The organism is Methanoregula sp. (assembly GCF_041645475.1).
In the GTDB taxonomy this organism is placed as follows: Archaea; Halobacteriota; Methanomicrobia; order Methanomicrobiales; family Methanospirillaceae; genus Methanoregula.
In genome coordinates, this window is sequence record NZ_JBAZQA010000003.1 from 284,852 (window position 1) to 300,037 (window position 15,186).

At 53.9% G+C, this 15,186-nt stretch carries 16 protein-coding genes; 10 read left to right on the forward strand and 6 right to left on the reverse strand.

Annotated features, from left to right (window positions below):
- Positions 1-7: 7 nt before the first annotated feature.
- Complete coding sequence (locus tag WC598_RS04745) at positions 8-148, forward strand: hypothetical protein (RefSeq protein WP_372960320.1); 141 nt, start codon at positions 8-10, stop codon at positions 146-148.
- A gap of 376 nt (positions 149-524) precedes the next feature.
- A complete protein-coding gene (locus WC598_RS04750) occupies positions 525-815 on the forward strand; it encodes a 50S ribosomal protein L30e (protein WP_372960321.1) in 291 nt (96 codons plus the stop codon).
- Between the two features lie 69 nt (positions 816-884).
- On the opposite strand, the gene WC598_RS04755 is transcribed toward WC598_RS04750, so the two are convergent.
- The 3 genes from WC598_RS04755 to WC598_RS04765 all read right to left on the reverse strand — a co-directional run bounded on the left by WC598_RS04755 (position 885) and on the right by WC598_RS04765 (position 2,589).
- A complete protein-coding gene (locus WC598_RS04755) occupies positions 885-1,889 on the reverse strand; it encodes a transcription initiation factor IIB (RefSeq protein ID WP_372960322.1) in 1,005 nt (334 codons plus the stop codon).
- Positions 1,876-2,028, reverse strand: coding sequence for a hypothetical protein (locus WC598_RS04760; RefSeq protein ID WP_372960323.1), 153 nt, complete (start codon positions 2,026-2,028; stop codon positions 1,876-1,878). Before WC598_RS04760 ends, WC598_RS04755 begins: the two co-directional genes overlap by 14 nt.
- A gap of 342 nt (positions 2,029-2,370) precedes the next feature.
- Positions 2,371-2,589, reverse strand: a complete 219-nt coding sequence (locus WC598_RS04765; RefSeq protein ID WP_372960324.1) for a hypothetical protein — start codon at positions 2,587-2,589, stop codon at positions 2,371-2,373.
- Positions 2,590-2,837: 248 nt separating this feature from the next.
- Here WC598_RS04765 and WC598_RS04770 point away from each other — a divergent pair, with 248 nt between their 5' ends.
- From WC598_RS04770 to WC598_RS04780, 3 genes are read left to right on the forward strand one after another with little or no spacing between them, the layout of a single operon-like run.
- Positions 2,838-3,236 (forward strand): GerW family sporulation protein, encoded by a 399-nt coding sequence (locus WC598_RS04770; RefSeq protein ID WP_372960325.1) that lies wholly within the window; start codon positions 2,838-2,840, stop codon positions 3,234-3,236.
- A 16-nt stretch (positions 3,237-3,252) separates the two neighbouring features.
- Positions 3,253-3,933 (forward strand): DUF2953 domain-containing protein, encoded by a 681-nt coding sequence (locus WC598_RS04775; RefSeq protein WP_372960326.1) that lies wholly within the window; start codon positions 3,253-3,255, stop codon positions 3,931-3,933.
- Positions 3,930-4,151 (forward strand): hypothetical protein, encoded by a 222-nt coding sequence (locus WC598_RS04780; protein WP_372960327.1) that lies wholly within the window; start codon positions 3,930-3,932, stop codon positions 4,149-4,151. Before WC598_RS04775 ends, WC598_RS04780 begins: the two co-directional genes overlap by 4 nt.
- Before the next feature lie 225 nt (positions 4,152-4,376).
- Here the strand turns inward: WC598_RS04780 and WC598_RS04785 are convergent, their stop codons facing one another.
- Positions 4,377-8,063: a 6-bladed beta-propeller gene (locus WC598_RS04785; protein ID WP_372960328.1), complete on the reverse strand. Its 3,687-nt coding sequence runs from the start codon at positions 8,061-8,063 to the stop codon at positions 4,377-4,379.
- 449 nt (positions 8,064-8,512) lie between these two features.
- The gene (locus WC598_RS04790; protein WP_372960329.1) at positions 8,513-9,283 is read right to left on the reverse strand and encodes a TrmB family transcriptional regulator; all 771 of its coding nucleotides are present in this window, start codon (positions 9,281-9,283) and stop codon (positions 8,513-8,515) included.
- A gap of 64 nt (positions 9,284-9,347) precedes the next feature.
- Between WC598_RS04790 and WC598_RS04795 the strand changes: the two genes are divergently transcribed.
- The 5 genes from WC598_RS04795 (at position 9,348) to WC598_RS04815 (ending at position 14,323) form a co-directional block, all read left to right on the forward strand.
- The gene (locus WC598_RS04795; protein WP_372960330.1) at positions 9,348-10,601 is read left to right on the forward strand and encodes an MFS transporter; all 1,254 of its coding nucleotides are present in this window, start codon (positions 9,348-9,350) and stop codon (positions 10,599-10,601) included.
- A gap of 1,019 nt (positions 10,602-11,620) precedes the next feature.
- Positions 11,621-12,538 carry a hypothetical protein gene (locus WC598_RS04800; RefSeq protein ID WP_372960331.1) on the forward strand — a complete coding sequence of 306 codons (918 nt, stop codon included), beginning with the start codon at positions 11,621-11,623 and terminating at the stop codon, positions 12,536-12,538.
- On the forward strand, positions 12,535-13,227 hold the full coding sequence (locus WC598_RS04805; protein ID WP_372960332.1) for a CRISPR-associated endonuclease Cas6: 693 nt from the start codon (positions 12,535-12,537) through the stop codon (positions 13,225-13,227). Before WC598_RS04800 ends, WC598_RS04805 begins: the two co-directional genes overlap by 4 nt.
- Before the next feature lie 68 nt (positions 13,228-13,295).
- Positions 13,296-13,778 (forward strand): GNAT family N-acetyltransferase, encoded by a 483-nt coding sequence (locus tag WC598_RS04810; RefSeq protein ID WP_372960333.1) that lies wholly within the window; start codon positions 13,296-13,298, stop codon positions 13,776-13,778.
- A complete protein-coding gene (locus tag WC598_RS04815) occupies positions 13,778-14,323 on the forward strand; it encodes a cysteine hydrolase family protein (RefSeq protein ID WP_372960334.1) in 546 nt (181 codons plus the stop codon). The genes WC598_RS04810 and WC598_RS04815 overlap by 1 nt, the downstream gene beginning before the upstream one ends.
- Positions 14,324-14,413: 90 nt before the next feature.
- Here WC598_RS04815 and WC598_RS04820 read toward each other — a convergent pair whose 3' ends face one another.
- Positions 14,414-15,049 carry a TMEM175 family protein gene (locus WC598_RS04820; protein WP_372960335.1) on the reverse strand — a complete coding sequence of 212 codons (636 nt, stop codon included), beginning with the start codon at positions 15,047-15,049 and terminating at the stop codon, positions 14,414-14,416.
- Between the last annotated feature and the right edge of the window lie 137 nt (positions 15,050-15,186).

Sequence of the window (15,186 nt, forward strand, 5' to 3'; positions counted from 1 at the left end):
GGCACTGGTGACAAACCATTCCAGTACGAATCCCGCGATTGCGCTCGCAGATGGGTTGGCATACGATGAAGAGGATAAGGAACGGGATGGCTCTCCACCGGCCTTCCCCCTCTTTTTTGGAAATGCACGATTGGAGATCATCCTCTGAAGGTTACATCATTTGTAAACGGTAAAAAGAGTTAATTAGGCTACACCCGTGTTATTAGCAACCAGATACGATTCTGACTCGCACAACAATCTCAGGAAGTATGCTTGGTCGCGTATCTGCCCCATATGTCCTTCCCATTTTGAGAGGGTACGCAACCCCCCCGGGGAACGGACCTGATCAATTGATTTCGCAGAGAACCCGGATGAAAGCAGTCGGATGTCAGGAATAGTTCCTGATTTTTCCCGGTCCATTGTGTCCGATTAAGGGGATAAAAATGCAAAAACCGGATGCATTGTCGGGAGGAAATGGCCGGGCGATTTCAAACAATCGTGCCGGACAACACGGAACCCGGCACATTCCATAAGGAGATGTTCACATGGATTTCAATACCCAGCTCTTACGAGCGTTAAAAACCGGCAGTGTCGTTCTTGGCCCGGTAATGACCGAGAAATGCATCAAGGAGGGAACAGCCCGGATGATCGTTGTTGCAGGCAATTGCCCGGCAACCATTAAATCAAAAATTACCAGAAACAAGAACCAGTTCATTCATACCTTTGCGGGGTCCGGCATGGCTCTTGGAAACGTGTGCAGAAAACCGTTTTCCATCAGCACCCTCGCAATCATCAACCCCGGCGAATCGGATATCCTGTCCGTTATGCGGGTATGACATGGTATCATAAACGCAACCATTGGGGGTTTACGCGCCGGTATTGCGGTAAGAAATAAAAAACCAGGATCAGAGAGTGATCTCGAGATCCAGTTTTTCTGCCAGTTCCTTGTAACGGTTCCGGATAGTGACTTCGGTCACACCCGCAACTTCTGCAACTTCACGCTGGGTGCGCCGCTCACCGTTCAGGATGGAGGCAATGTAAATCGCCGCTGCCGCGACACCGGTCGGCCCCCTGCCGCTTGTCAGTTCACGCTCGGCGGCCTGCCGGAGGATTTCAATGGTCCGGCCCTGGACTTCCCCATTGAGGGTGAGACCCGAACAGAACCGGGGCACATAGTCCATAGGGGATGTTGGGAGGAGCCTTAAGCCAAGTTTACGGGAAACAAACCGGTAGGTCCTGCCAATCTCTTTTCTTGAGACTCGGGAGACTTCTGCAATCTCATCGAGAGTACGGGGCACGCTGCATTGCCGGCAGGCAGCATAGAGCGTTGCTGCTGCAACGCCTTCGATACTCCGGCCACGGATCAGGTTCTTGTCAACGGCGTCACGGTAGATCACCGCTGAGCATTCGCGGATGTTCCGCGGCAGGCCCAGGGCTGAGGCCATACGGTCCAGTTCCGAGAGCGCGAATGCTAAGTTCCGCTCAGTTGCATTGCTGACACGGATCCGCCGCTGCCACTTGCGGAGACGGTAGAGCTGGGCCCGGTTCTTGGAGGAGATAGCCCTGCCATACGAATCCCGGTTGCGCCAGTCGATCATGGTGGAGAGACCCTTGTCGTGGATCGTGAGGGTCATCGGTGCACCGGTACGGGCACGTTTCTGCCGCTGGTCGGCATCAAACGCACGCCACTCGGGACCCCGGTCAATGAACTCGTCATCGAGCACGAGCCCGCAACTCTGGCAGACCAGTTCTGCCCGCTCACGGTCGTGGGTCAGCTGTCGGCCGCCGCACTCGGGACAGGTTGTTTCGGTCTGGTTCTCCGCTTTTTTCTCCTGCTCTTTCTGTTTCGTTCGCGATTTGAACGATTCACGCTGAGACTGGAGAATTTTTATTTTTTCAATTTCCTGCATTCACGTTTCCTGAATAATGGTCTTTTTGTTTCGTATGGCTCTTGCATGATGCCGGCATATCCTTGGAAAGCCGTTCCGTGGTGAAGGGTTTTTCCGTGGGCCGGATCATGCATTTTCCCGCGGCAGTTGACGGTGGCATACGGGCCACCGGCGTTCCCAGGAGTATTGGGGATCCTGCCGGCTATCTTCACTTCGGGTCAGTTACCTCGTTGCAATACAGGTAATGCCGGTCTCTGTCACACGACATAATGAGCATCCGTTTGCGAGGGAAGTGCTCAAGTGCCCGTCCAACAACGATTACGCAATCGTTTGGATAAAATGGTGAGGGATCGGTTGATAGTTTTTAATGTAACGACATTTCGGCAGTTAAACATTGCGGGAATACCCAATAACAGGATCCGTCTCAAAATGTAAAAAGGGTTCATAGGCCGGGATCGAAGCCGCCTTACGGACTGTAATCAGACCCGTTCCTAAAGCACATTCACCGTAGTCTGCGTTCATCAGCCTGTTTCTGGAGCCGCATAAAATTTTCATTTCGCGGGCATTCGTGCGGATTTACCCCATGGGCCGGAATCCACTTCCCTTCCCGCGGGTTGAACCGGGCCGGGCAGGACATTTCCTTGACTGCCGATCCCTGAACTCCCGGAACCATCTTGATCCTGATATGTTCACAATCCTGACAAAAATGGTAACTGCTCATCTGTGATCTCCTGTCCGGGGGAATTTATCCGACTTGACGATGTCTCTTGTATGAATGAGGTTAAATGCCTTAGTATGGTGCCATAAGCCACCGGAATCCATGGAAGCAGTCCGGATAAAAAAAAGGAAACGCGCATTCAGCGCGGCAGAGTTCCGGTGAGGTGGCCGGGCGATCGCCAGAGGAGCTGGCACGATAGTGCTGATGGATTCATATACTGCAAAAACATAATCCTCACCGGTGAATATTCCGTGTCCAATGAAGAGATGCTCAAAGAGACATCAAACCAGCTCAGGGAATTTCTGGTAACCAAGAATGTTCTTGGTGAGCCGGTACGTTTTGGGGATAAAGTGGTGATCCCGGTAGCCCGCTACGGGTTTGCATTCGGCGCCGGCGGAAGCCATGCAAAGGATGGTGGCAGCCAGGGTGCCGGAGGTGGCGGCGGCATTGAACCGGTTGCACTTGTTATCCTCCACAGCGACATAAAAGGCGCCGAGGGCATCCAGATCATGTCCTTAAAAAAGGACAGCGCCGTGGCCCAGGCCATCTCTGCCATTGGCGAAAGCCTCGCACCTCAGGTAATCAGTGCCATAAAATCCTTCAACGATAAAACCGAGGATATGAAAGCGGACAAGACCAGGGAACTCTGATCCCACCACTCATCGTATGGATGCACTCCTCCTGCTGGCATGCCTGCTGCTATGCCTCATCATCCTGATCCTCATTCCCGTGATCCTTCTGTACATGATCCCGGTGCACTCCGTGCTGAAGTTCACGGTTTTGGAACAGACTCTTTTTGAGAGTTTTACGATCACGTGGGGTTGTCTGGGAATCGGGGTCGGGCATGACCCGAGGGGAACTCAGGTAACTGTGATTGGTGGCAGCCATGTCCTGAAATCGTTTCTCCTGGTCAGGGCAAGTGAGCCGGTCACCAGAAAGGATGAGCGGGTGAAGAGGGGCCGGGTTTTGCCCTCGCGGGAGAAGATGGTCCGCCTTGCCATGAAACTTATACAACCCGTTGAATCGTTGGGATCGCTATTCTGGCGGGAGAGCAGGTTTGACGGGGCAAATGGAAAGATCACGCTCGGGCTTAAAGATCCCGCACTCACAGGAATGTGCTACGGGTCGTACTGGGCATTCCGGTTCGTGCTCGAATCATTCCGCATTCACATCGAGATGGAACCGGTCTTCGATCGCGAGGTTTTCGCGTGCGACATCGCGATCCGTATGAGTCTCCGGCATCCCATTCTCTTCATCGTCGCGGCTGCCCGGGTCCTGCTGAACCCGGCCGCAAAGGAGATTATATCTCTCTTTCGGCAGGATGCTCCGGGAGCTGCGGCTGTATGACCGCAGCCCTGCGGCTGCAGGAGCCGTTTGTACTCGGCGACCGGAAGATCTATCCCGTTGTCTCTGAGATCTGTTTTTGCATGGAACGGGGCATGACGGCGCTTGTCAGTCCGGTTGCCATTCTTATTGAAGAGAACGGCCAGGTTACTGGCGCAGTCCTTGGAGATGCATCCCTTGAAGATATCATCGGGCGTCTCATTGTTGGCAAAAGCAGCTGATGATAAAGGGGTGAGGTGATCCCATGCCTGTAACGGTTGAACACATTGGTTGTTCTCACCGGAGAACCGCCAGTGTGGCGGGTTCAGCACAGTCACCCGTGCGATAAACTCCCCCCGGTAATGGCGTTGCGGTGCAGCAATGCGGTCTGGCGAGTCTCGCGTATCGTCTACCTGAACCCGTGCAGCAGAACCGGATGGATCAAAAAAAAAGAGAACGTGTCTCTTTCAATCATAATTACGGAACAGCGCCGGGTTCTGGCGCCGTATCCACCAGCGCCGGATCAGGAACGCGGCGCCGATGAGCACCAGAAGGATAACAACACCAATCGCAAGGGTTGCAAGCGGGAATCCGGGTGCCGGCTGGGCGGCAGGGACGGCCGTGGTCTGCTGCACTGCAGGTGACTGCGTTACCGAGGACATAATTTTAGCCGGGGTTGATACGGGTGCCATGTCGCCGAGGGTTGGCGCAGATGCGGATGCAGTCTGGTTCCCCGCGAACGCGGGATTTGCGCTGATAGCATACAGGGAGAAACCGTCACTCGTTGCCGTGAACGTTATTTCCCCCTGATTTGTGGTCCCGACCGTTGTCGGCAGCGCAGTCCACGCGGTGCCGGTGTAATGGTACATAACGATATCCTGTGGGGACATGTGGTGTTCCGCAAGCCACGATGCTGGAACCGTGAACGTGATCGTTGCCCCGGTAATCGTCGTGAACCGGGCCGGAACGAGACTGAGGTACTCGTAGGGGGTGCCCGGTACCGGGGGAATAGCGTTGCCCGGAGTGGTAACAACGGTACCGGTTACGATCAGGCCGTTTATTCCGGTACCGGTAACTTCAACATGGGTCACGGCAGAATCCCCACCAACGTTCACGTCCGTTGTAGAAGAGGCCCTTACTCCCGGTACTTCTGCCTTTGCAATGAAGTGGGCGGGCCCGGAGGTGCTGTCGCCACCATCTATGGGTCTTGGAACCGGGGGCGGAACACTGGTAACCGTGATGTAACCGTTCTTCTGCGTAACATTGTACCCAACATTATTAGAGGTCTGCAACGCTACGGGATAGGTGCCGATCGCAGTATAGGTGTGCAACGGGTTCTGGAGAGAGGATCCAACAGGCTGGAACCGCCACGTGTCGTTTAACCGTAAGTCCTTGGCCTCTCCATCAACATCGTGTAATAAATAACCGCCCATAAGAACAATGCTTCCGTCCGGCAGGGAAACCGAACTGTGGTCATGTCGCCCCATCCACCCGGAACTTGCATTCAGCAGGGTCCATGTAGTGCCCCTGTCTGCGGATCTCCAGGTTTCGTTGCTATACTCAATCCCGTTGCCCATGAAACTGCCACCCATAAGGACGATGCTGTTGTCAGGCAGGGTCACGCTGCTCTGACCTCTTCGCTCGGACCACCCGGAACTCGCATTCTGCAGAACCCAGGTTGCTCCCTTATCCGTAGACCGCCACGTATCGTTGGTGGGAGAGCCGGAGTCTCCGCCCATCAGTACGATGCTGTCGTCAGACAGGGGTGTACTGCTGAGCCAGTACCGGCCGGTCCACCCGGAACTCGTATTCTGCAGAACCCAGGTCGCACCCTTATCTGTTGACCTCCACGTATCGTTGGTGAGGGAGCGGGTGGTATTATACCCGCCCATGAGAACGATGCTGTCATCAGAAAGCGCTACGCTGGTGTGACGGGATCTGATCGACCACCCGGAACTCGCATTCTGCAGAACCCAGGTCGCACCTTTATCCGTAGATTGCCACGTGTCATTCATATTCTTCGACGACCCGGATTCGGGTTTGGCGTAACCACCCATCAGTACGATGCTGCCATCTGGAAGCGCTACGCTGGTATGACCAAATCGTTTCGACCATCCGGAACTTGCATTCTGCAGAACCCAGGTTGCTCCCTTATCCGTAGACCGCCATGTCTCGTTATTACTGGACCCGGCCTTGCTTCCCCCCATCAGAACAATGCTGCCATCAGGAAGCGTCACCGTTGTCTGGGCTTCCCGCTCCGACCACCCGGAACTCGCGTTTTTCAGGATCCAGGGCTGCTTATAGGTCTCATCACCAAAGAACCAGGCCCAGCCGGAGACAAAACTTGTTGAGGTATCGGTAAACTGCACCGTTAATGGGACGGCACCGGTTGTCGGGCTTCCAGAGAAGAAGGCATCCGACGGTCCCGGTAAAAACTTCTCGATCCGGTGATTCTCGGGATCAGCAACATAGATATTTCCTGCGGAACTCACCGCGATCCCATAAGGATACTTGAAGGCGCCGGGCACATCTCCGTAGGATCCCCATTGCTGCACATACGTTCCCGTTGCGGTGAACTCCTGGATACGGGAATTCCCTAAATCGGAAACATAGACATTCCCGTTTTCGTTCACGGCTATCCCGTAGGGAGACCAGAACTGGCCGCTATCCACACCAGTGGATCCCCATTTCCGCACAAATCCCCCGTCAGATGTGAACTCCTGGACACAGTCATTTGAGTTATCAACGACATAGACATTCCCACTCACCGGGCTGACTGCTATCCCGAGGGGATAATCAAACTCGCCGGTACCGGATCCATGCGTCCCCCATTGCCGCAGGTACGTGCCATCGGATGTGAACACCTGGATACGGAAATTGAAGGAATCCGTGACATAGACATTCCCGTGGGAATCTATTGCTACGCAGTAAGGATAGAGGAACTGGCCGTTCCCCGAACCCGCGGATCCCCATTGCCGTACATATGTGCCGTCGGACTGAAACACCTGGATCCGGTTGTTGCCGTAATCAACAACATGGAGATACCCGCTCGCATTAGCCTTGATGTCGACAGGATAATAGAACTGCCCGCTGAGAGACCCGTTCGATCCCCATTTGCTCATATAGGTACCGTCAGAATTAAACTCCTGGATCCGGGAATTGTAAGTGTCAGCAACATAGACTTTTTCAGCCGGGCTCACCCCGAGATTAAAGGGGGCCCAGAACTGGCCATCATTCCTGCCTGCAGCACCCCACTGCCGCACATAGGCACCGGCCGATGTTATCTCCTGGATTCGGTAATTATTATAATCAGCCACATAAAGATCACCGCCAGTACCTACGGCAATGCCCGTGGGTGTGTTGAATTCACCATCGCCCCGTCCGGGGGATCCCAGCGTTGCCAGATAAGTACCGTCGGAAGTAAACTCCTGGATCCGGGAATTGTGAGTGTCTGCAACATAGACATGATCGGTTGTTAAGTTCACTGCTATTCCAATGGGATCATCAAACTCACCGGTACCAGTACCGCCGGTCCCCCATTGTCTCACATACTTACCATCGGAAGTAAACTCCTGGATCCGGGAATTCCGTAAATCGGTGACGTAGACATACCCGGTCGAATTCACCGCCACCCCATACGGAATATCAAACTGACCGTCGCCACTCCCTTCCTCACCCCACTGGGTCACATATGTGCCGGATGAGGTGAACACCTCGATACGGTTGTTGCCGGTATCCACAACATAAACATACCCGGTTGCATTCACGGCAATACCCTCGGGAAGCTTAAACTGGTTGTTGCCGGTGCCCGTAATCCCCCACTGCCGTACATAGACACCGGCAGACGTGAATTCCTGGGTCCGGTTGTTCCATTTATCGGCAACATAGACATGCCCGTTCACCGGGCTCACAGCGATACCCACGGGACAGTCGAACCTGCCATCACCAGTACCCGTTGACCCCCATTTTGTCAGATAGGTCCCGTCAGACCCGAATTTCCAGACACTGTTATTCGACATATCCGTAGCATAGATGTTTCCACCGAGGTCGGTGGCAACATAGTTCGGAAAGACGCCCACGGTTGAGGGGACTGCCCACTGGAACGTGGGACTGCCGGCGCTGACCGGCAGACCGAGACCGGTTGTGAAAGTCACGATGAAAACAATGCACAATAAAAATACAATCCGGTTGGGAAATTGGCAGGATAGTTTGATCAAGATTTTTCACTTCCAGAATTCAGCGGGGGGATCATTCCTTTGCTGGACAGTACTGACCGGCATCAGCGACCAGAATTACAGACCCGTATTACACATCCCGTTTTTCACATCAGGTTCTCTTCATCGCACAGCCGGATAACCGAGTGCTACAGGTGGCATCCATTAACAGATTCCTTTTTACCATGATGGCATATACCTTCCGAAATGTTCATTTTATTTAACAAAGGGAATATGTCAGCCAGTTGGGTATGCCAGCCGGAATACCCGAACTCCTTGGGGAAGAGAGAGCGGGTGAAATCCGCGATCTTCACGGATCCCTGTCCCGATCCCTGTCCCGGTAAGACTGGTAAAGCGGGAGATTTCCGGATCTCCGGTAGCTGTCCCGTTCAGGATCGCTTCTGCAACCGCTCAACCGGCACGATTTCCTGCACAATTTTCCGTGACAGGTAACCGGCATACATATCCGGGTAAATAAAAATTCCCGTACGCTTCCCGTTCTCTTCCAAAATCGACAGGGACTCGACACGGTCAGCCAGGAGTAACAATTTCATCGAAAGTCCATTGCTCTCTCCGGCAACAGTATGGAAGAAGGATGACCCGATATCCTTCCCGCCAAGATAACATTTTACCGTCGCGGACTCCGCAAGCTCTTTTCTTCCGACAATCAGGTACAGCGGGACCCGTTTTGCCGCCCGGGAAATATCACTGCCATATTTTTTTAAGAATTCTTCATCATTGCAGAGAAAGATAATTTCTGTTTTTGCCCTGTGGAGGATCATCCGGATCTGGTTGTCCCGGGTCCAGTCGGTTAAGAGTTTATACCCCTGCATGAGCGGGACCGGCGATTCGGTTTCCAGGGCTTTGAGCCGTTCATGCAATCCTTCAAGGGAATTCACCGATTCCCGTTTCAGCCGCTCAAACGTCCGGGTAACATCGACCGGCGAGTACCGCTGCGGCGCTTTACCGGACGAGACAATGAACCCTTTCTGGGCAAGCGTGGTAAGGGTTTCATAGATCCTGCCCCGGGGGATCTTTGTCTGCTCATGAATCTCACGGGCACTTGCAACCCGCAATGCGGACAGGATCACGTATACTTTCGCCTCGTACTCACTCATCCCAATCTCTTTCATCTGCGAAAGTAACGAGTCGTCAATCATGCTTGTCAGCTACTATATTCAGGAGCACTTTCTTAATATCTTCGTCCTTGTGACGTAATAGGACATGAATTGCGCACCATTCAAACCTTCGAAATGGACCCTTCTTTTTCTCATGCTCGCTGCCATGATGATTCTCATGGGGGGAGCAGCAGTTGCCCCGGCCCTGCCCCTGATAAGCGCAGCATTTCCCGATGCAACGGACACCAGCATCTCCTTAATCGTTACCCTTCCCGCGCTTGCTATTGCCATCACGGGTATATTCCTCGGGATTCTTTCGGACAGGATCGGCAAAATCAAAGTCCTTGCCGTTTCCGTTACCATCTTCACCATTGCCGGAAGTTCCGGGTATTATCTCACCACCATACCCGCAATCCTTGTGGGCAGGTTCATCCTCGGGATAGGTATTGCCGGTATCATCTGCACAACGTCTGCGCTGATTATCTGTTATTATGATGGGATTTCCCGCGCCAGGGTTCTTGGGTACCAGGCAGCGGCAATGGGAGTGGGAGTGCTGATCCTGGAAACCGCCGGGGGACTTCTGGCAGGTATCTCCTGGAACGCAGCGTTCCTTATCTACCTGCTTGGTATTGTCATTCTCGCTGGCGTTCTTTTAACAATGAGAGAACCCGCACCGCTGAAATATGAGGCGGGAACGCCAGATCCCGGTAAGAAAACGGCAGCGCACGAAACATTCCCGGTCCATCCCCTCCTACTCGCATATAGTACCCTGTTCATGGGGAACCTGCTCTTCTTCCTGATGCCAACCAAGTTCCCGTACCTGATTGCCGGAATGGAGGCGGCACAGACCATGGGCGGAAATACCGCCTTTACTGCCGGGTTATTCCTCGGGATTGGGGGATGTGCCTCTGCGGTTCTTGGGATCTTTTACGGGAGAATTGCGTGGAGATTCCACCGTTACACGATCCTTACCACGACCCTGCTTGCCTTTGGGCTCGGCCTCTGCATTCTCGGGTTTGCCACGTCACTTCTCATGGTCGGGGTGGCCGTGATCCTTGTCGGAGTCGGCGAGGGACTTTTAATGCCGACAATCCTGACCTGGATAGCGGCAATCACGCCCCAGCAGTTCATCGGAAGAGCCATGGGCGGGTTCTCGGTATCCTTAAACATAGGCCAGTTTGCGTCAGCACTGGCGGTCGTGCCCGTCATTACCCTTGTGGCAAGCTACGGGAATATGTTTCTTGTCTTCGGGTGTATTGCGCTCGTGCTCGCGGTGCCCTATCTTGTCGCGCTGATAAAAGAGAAATATTACCCGGCCCCGACAGCCCAGGATATCGTGACAGCGGCAGCCCGGAAATAATTGCCAGACAGGCCGTCATCCGGTACTACCGGTTGTCGGGCGGGATATCTTTTTTTCCGAACCCCAGTACTTCACTAAATTTTAGCCCGAACTTAAGAAAAGAGTAAGATCTACAAAGACAGTGGGCACCAGATGTGGTCACTATACAGCAAAAAAAATCAGCTGAATACTAAAACCTCATCCAGAAACGTTGCGATCCTGTACCTGCTGACTATCCATTATGTACAGAGGAAAATTTTAGAGACGCGCCGGGTTCGTACGATTTGTTTGGATTAAGGTATTCTCCAGAGCATATTTTCAGGCAGACCCTGCCTGAAAATTTTCAATCGCGATCTTAGGGTGTCAGTAACCTTGCTAACAGTTGGATAATTATCCAACTGTTGGATAATTATCTCACAGAACCCCGTTTTCTCCGGCGTGAGCGATCCGGCAGATCAACCGAACCCTGCCTGAAAAAATGTGAGCGGGGGGTGAGGGGGTGGTTGAAATTTTTTTGCCGGAGATCGATTGCGATGCTAATATTGCAATGCTGATAATGGTGTAACTATTCACTTCAGGATTTTGGCAGGTAGTGTACACTACCAGGATTCATGGAAGAATAATGAGTGAAGTACTGAGCCCGCGGTTATGCGGGCTGATGAGCGGTACCGTGAACATTTTTCAGGGTTCTTTTTATCGATATCATAATATATGACCCGCATATCCCTTGTTCTTTTGGCACTTCTTTTAGCCGGATGGAGGAAACTACGGGTAAAAATGACATCGATTCCATGCAATGTAAGGGTCATTCTACGAAGTGGATTTCAGCCTAATTTTAAGAAACGGGGAGTGATTCGAGCGTATTTTTTAAGCGGGCGAAATCCGGGCCATTTACGGGGTTTTCCGGGAGGGGGTATGGTATAAGTATGGGAATCGGAGGGCGCATAGGACCCGGTTTGGTATGAGAGGTATAGGGGGCCGGAAAGGATAGCCCCACACCCTTTTTCTCCCCCCACAACCAATCCTCCGGTGAACTCTCCATGACCCGGCCTGGAACAATCTTCGCTATAATCACCGTCGCGCTGCTGATGATAACCGCAGGCTGCACCTCCCCCATCACCAACGCCAGCACAACCGCAAACGCCACACCGGCCTCCGCCCCCACGCAGTCCGTTGCCCTGTACAAAGTCACCGTTGCGCAGCCCGATGCCTACTCGCGATTCATCCGCATGGATACCGACATCTACAACGCGGGCGAGGTTGTCGAGTTCGTTGTCATCAATGACGGGAACGCAAACCTCATAAGCCCGAATGATCTTCCGGCATTTTCCGTGAAATTCCAGACAAGCCACGGCTCCTGGGCAACGAAGATGGGATCTGAAAAGCCCGCAGTCTCGAATGCAACTCTCTTAAAGCATGGCGAATCCTCGCAGGTCTACCGCTTCATCTCGGATGGTTGGGAAGCCGGGCGGTACCGGATCGTCTCGGATTACGGGGTTGTGCGGGACTTCCTGATCAAGGCAGGCCCGGAACCGGCGCTGGCATCGGTCTGTCCTCCCGCGGGGAATACGACACCCTGGATAACAATAGACCCGATCGCCAGACACTATGCGGGGGAGTCGTTTACGATTTCCGGGACAACGAATGTTGAACCCGGCAAAGAGCTGCGATACACGATCTTTGTCTCGGGCGGGGGTTCGAAACTCGTCCCGCTCGGAACACCCGTTACCATCACGCCCGCTCCGGGAGCCTGCGGCAAGAACACGTGGTCCGCTGACGTGATGCTGCCCGAACCGAGTGACTATTTCATCGGCATTGCCGAGAGCACGAGGACTGCGTCCGCCCTGGAGCGGTTCACCATCCTTAAGGCTCCTTCCGCCACCTCGTCCGGAGGAGTTCCGGCCACGGCTTCCGTTACCGGGGCACCGGTTCCGCCAACCCCGCAGGTATCCCCATGAACCTTCGCATCTTCACCCTCATGCTCGAGCCGGAAAACCCGGTACAGTTCTCCATTGCGAATCTCCGCTCATTCTTAAACAGGCAATTGCTGGAATACATTGCGCTCCACAAGGAGAATGCCGAAGGTTTCATCCACCGGTATCCCGCGGTGCAGTGCAAGCAGCTCAAAACCACGCTCATGGCAGTCGGGATAGCGCAGGGTGCCGACTTCCTGAACGGGATTTCGTCCGGTGAGACAACTATTGCCGCCGGCCCGGATGCCTGCACGATCACCGGCCGGGACCCGGCCGTCCGGGAGGAGCCGTTTGGCATCGTGGCAGACCCGGAGACCTACGAGTTCCAGACCTCGTATCTTGCGCTCAACCAGCAGAACGCAAAGAAATTCTACGACCTTGTTGGCAAGCTGGAGCGGGACGCCTTTATGCAGAAAATCCTTCTGGGGAACCTTGCAACGCTTGCCAAATCCCTTGACTACACTCCGACGGCTCCCATCACGTGCGAACCGAAAGTCCGGTTCAAACGGGAGCGGATCGACCGGGAGAACGTGATGGTCTTTTACGGGAAATTCCGGACAAACCTTGCCATCCCGGACTACCTCGGAATCGGCCAGTCCCTCTCGCAGGGTTACGGCACGGTGCGCAGGCTGGAACCGGAGATAGTGGTCGTGGAAAACGAGACCCGCGGCTGATCCACGATGTGGGCAACAAACGCCCGCCACCTTTTTTTCCCCCTGCCCACAATACGTATGATCATCCCATGATCACGCTCCGCGAACTCCGTAACGAGGACATCGCGACCATCAAGGCCTGGCCCCCCTACCCGCAGGACTGCACGGATCTCGATTACGCGGTAAGGGACAATGGCGGGCTTGATGAGTACCGGGCAAAACCCGGCACCGAGATCCTCGTTGCCGAAGAGGGGGAGACCCTCGCGGGTTTCTCGGTCCTTGAGCAGGAACCGGGCAGGCAGGCAGAGTTCCGGATCGCGGTCCATCCCGGAAAAATCGGTCATGGCCTTGGGAAAACCATTGCGCTCAGAACGCTTGCCCACGGGTTTGCCAATCCGGGAATCGATCTGATCCGGCTCATTGTACGCAAAAACAATGTACGGGCCCAGCGGCTCTATGCGTCCCTGAAATTCCGGGGCACCGGGGAATGCATCGAGGAGGTTCACGGGAAGATGGTGGCGTTTTACCGGATGGAGATCAGCCGGGATACATTTTTTGAGGAGAGCCGATAATGAAACAGGCGCTGTTTATCATCGATGTCCAGAACGAGTATTTCACCGGGGTACTCCCGGTCACGTACCCCGCGGGAAGTTTTGAGAATATTAAAAAAGCCATCGACCGGGCGCATGACTTCCAGGTTCCGATCGTTGTGATCCAGCACGTGAATCCTGCGTCGGAAGCACCGGCGTTCCGGAAAGGAAGCCCTGGCTGCGAACTTCACGATGAGATCCGGCGTCGGCCTTACGATCTCCTGATCGAGAAAACGCTGCCCGGCAGTTTTACCGGCACTGCTCTCGAACCCTGGCTTAAAGAGCACGGGATAACCGAGATAACCATAGCCGGCTATATGACGCAGATGTGCTGCGACACAACGGCCCGCCAGGCGTTCCACCGCGGATATGCCGTGAACTTCCTCTCCGATGCAACCGGTACGCTTGCAATCAGCAACGCGGCCGGCAACATCAGCGCTGCCGATCTCCACACGGCCATCCTCATCACCCAGCAGATGCGGTTCTCCCGGGTTATGAAGACCGACGAGTGGATCACGGGACTGTAAGGATCACCGGAATCCTTCCCCATTTTTGATATGATCGTCGTGGAAAAAATAAAAAGCCGGCGCTTTTTTCGTTTTTTTTACGTACAGATTTTAGTTTTCCGTATCTTTCCATCCGGCACTCATGTAACCAACTCCCAGTTTGAGGAATGGGAGGGTTAAGAAGAATACTCCGCCCCACCAGATCCCGGCGAGTGCAAAGCTGAGCGCGATGAGCGACACAACCGGAATGATGGCAATGGTATAGGTTATTTTTTGTATCTGCACACGCTTCAGCGTGGGTTTTACCAGACGACGACCGGCCGTTGCATACCCCCACTGGAGTGACATGCACAGGCCGATGGCAAGGATGTTTGCATAGAAGATCTGCTTTCCCAGCATAGGTTGCCCATAACGAGCGGCAAACGAGATCGAGAAGGGCAGCAGGGTGACGAACATGAGCAGGATGAGATTTGTCCAGATGAAGATCCTGTCAACTTTCTGGATCGGGTGATACTGGACGTGATGGTCCAGCCAGAATGCCCCGAGAACCAGGAAGCCCAGGATCCACAGGCTGAATGCAGAGAGCAATGAGTTGATAATTTCGGGTCCGAATACCGCAGTTGCATTTACCTCCATAGGAATCAGGGTGATGACAAGAAGGGTCATTGCAAAGGCAAAGATGCCATCCGAAAGTCCTTCAAGCCGCCCCTTCGAGAGGTTCATCTCATTGTCGAGCTCATCTGCCATGATGTGTGCTGATATAGGTTGTGGGAATTCTTAAGTACACGTGACCCGGTTCTCCGGCAGGAGTACGTGAAAGGAAGGGAGACTGAGCCGGCCAGGTAAGACGTTTTTTAAAACGCCCGGCAACGAATAACGTCTCT